Source organism: Bartonella sp. AP65SXKL, from assembly GCF_042195725.1.
Taxonomy (GTDB): domain Bacteria; phylum Pseudomonadota; class Alphaproteobacteria; order Rhizobiales; family Rhizobiaceae; genus Bartonella.
The window spans coordinates 1-1,958 of record NZ_JBHIOW010000055.1; the positions used below are offsets into that span (position 1 = coordinate 1).

Here is a 1,958-nt window from a genome sequence, read left to right on the forward strand (position 1 = left end):
TAGGCGCCCGTGGATGTAGCGAGCCACTTTATTATAATTAACGCGAGATTGATTAGAACATCATTTTATCCAGCCCCCACTGATGTGGGGCTTTTTTATGGAGCGTCAGATGAGAAAGATATCGAAAGAAGGATTGGCACTTCATCTTGAAGTTTTAAAATCAAAGCTTTTTCTACTAAACTCATGATGTCAACCAGAGCAGTACAATCTTATCACTCATATTTTCATGTCTAGAAAATTGAGATAATGCCATCCATAAATCGCATAAGAAGTTAGAATCTACCTTCATTGCACGCCTCCGTGGACTTGTTCTCTCAAACATGCTGCCCATCCTTTAAGTGTGATTTTTGTTGAAGGCAGCACCTTTTCTGTTCCATCCGGTTTTTGAATGGTGATGGCAGAACAGTCCATGAATCCTTTGTTGATTTTATCCTGATTAAGGTAACAATGGACCACTTGGAGCACGTCGATACACCCAATCATTTTTACGCAAGTAATCTATTAAATCCTTTGGTCTTATCTCCAACATCTTCGCGGCTTCAATCAAACCAAACAAACCATCAGAGCGTTTTAAGCCTTCTAAAGCTTTTGCTTTTGGTGCTAATTCTGAAATAACATGGTCTTTCTGCTCAATTTGATTTTGTAGATGATTTAAGGCGCCAAGTAATACTTCGGGTTTGGAGTAATCAATTTATGGAATAGCTACTTGTCTTTCCAACGGTTAATTATCTTTGCTCGTAAGGCAGTGCTGTAACTAGAAACAAGAATTAAGCATTCACGCTTTGGCGGGTTATAACAAGGGCGGCTTTCACCTTATGTTATCAAGGTAGTGCCCACCAAAATCAACCTTCTCAAATTTGAGGGCGTTAAGTTCTTCAAGCGTTTTCTTGATGTCACGCATAATATTGTCATGCCTTTTGCCACATAATTCAGTAATTTTAATAATGGTATTCATAAAGAATTCTTAGATGTTAGACGTTCCTTAATGACATTCTAAAAGAGTGCTGGTCGCTAAGAAACACGGCATCTAGTCCGTCGTTATGCCTTTCCCCGAAGGGGGGTATATGGCATAGCCACACCTGACAAAGCTATTATATGCATGTAGCATAGAATGAGTTAAAGCTTTTAAATTGCGGAAGATTAGTTATTTCGGCAACTAATCCGCTAGTTGTTTTAAGGTGTTTTTGAGGCACCTGATTTGAAAATACCTATTACTAGAATTGTCCAGTAATAAAAATTACTTTTTGCTAAGAAAACGTTTCACATACTGTACAGTGTACATATTGAAATTGTTATTTATCAATGAGTTAAGTGTACAATGTACAGTCAAATTGAAAATTCTGTCGCTAGCGATAGTTCGCACTAGCCTGTCCCGCAACGAAGCCAACCCGCTGGGAAGTACCTTTTACATTGATTTTATTGACTTTTTTATGGAAAAACAAAGCATAAGTGATAATCTGTTTTTAAAATTGCAATCAAAGTGTGTAATGCATAAACTCATAAGGATATGGAATATATAGATAAAGTTTAAGAACATAATCTAGCCTTTCTTATTAACAGCCAGCGTATTCATGATGAGCAAGTTGGTACTGTATATTGGCAATTAATCTCTCATTGGCTTTTTTTACAATAGCACTTGTAATCTCTGGCTTTGACATCACCCTAGCAATTGAGGGTCCCTCTTGTTTTGCAATGGGGAATTGATTTCCATCCACTCTTTGAAAAACATTACCATTCAGCTTTTTTAATTCAACACGCTTTGGAAAACTCCGATCCTTGATAAAAACATGGGCAAGATTTGTTTTTTTACAAACATTTTGTAAGCCACGCTGCGTTTTGTTCTTTTGCTTTAAAAAATTTAAGAAGTATCGGTGTTCCAGGACCAATGATATCTGTCTCAAGAAACCTTGCTGTCGCCTTTTCTTTAATATAAACACCTCTTCTTATACGCTTTATTT

At 36.9% G+C, this 1,958-nt stretch carries 2 pseudogenes; both read right to left on the reverse strand.

Annotated features, from left to right (window positions below):
• Positions 1–285 precede the first annotated feature (285 nt).
• A pseudogene (locus ACFIMP_RS09570) lies at positions 286–955 on the reverse strand (phage antirepressor KilAC domain-containing protein).
• 598 nt (positions 956–1,553) lie between these two features.
• Positions 1,554–1,958 (reverse strand): annotated as a pseudogene (locus ACFIMP_RS09575) (hypothetical protein); the annotation flags it as partial.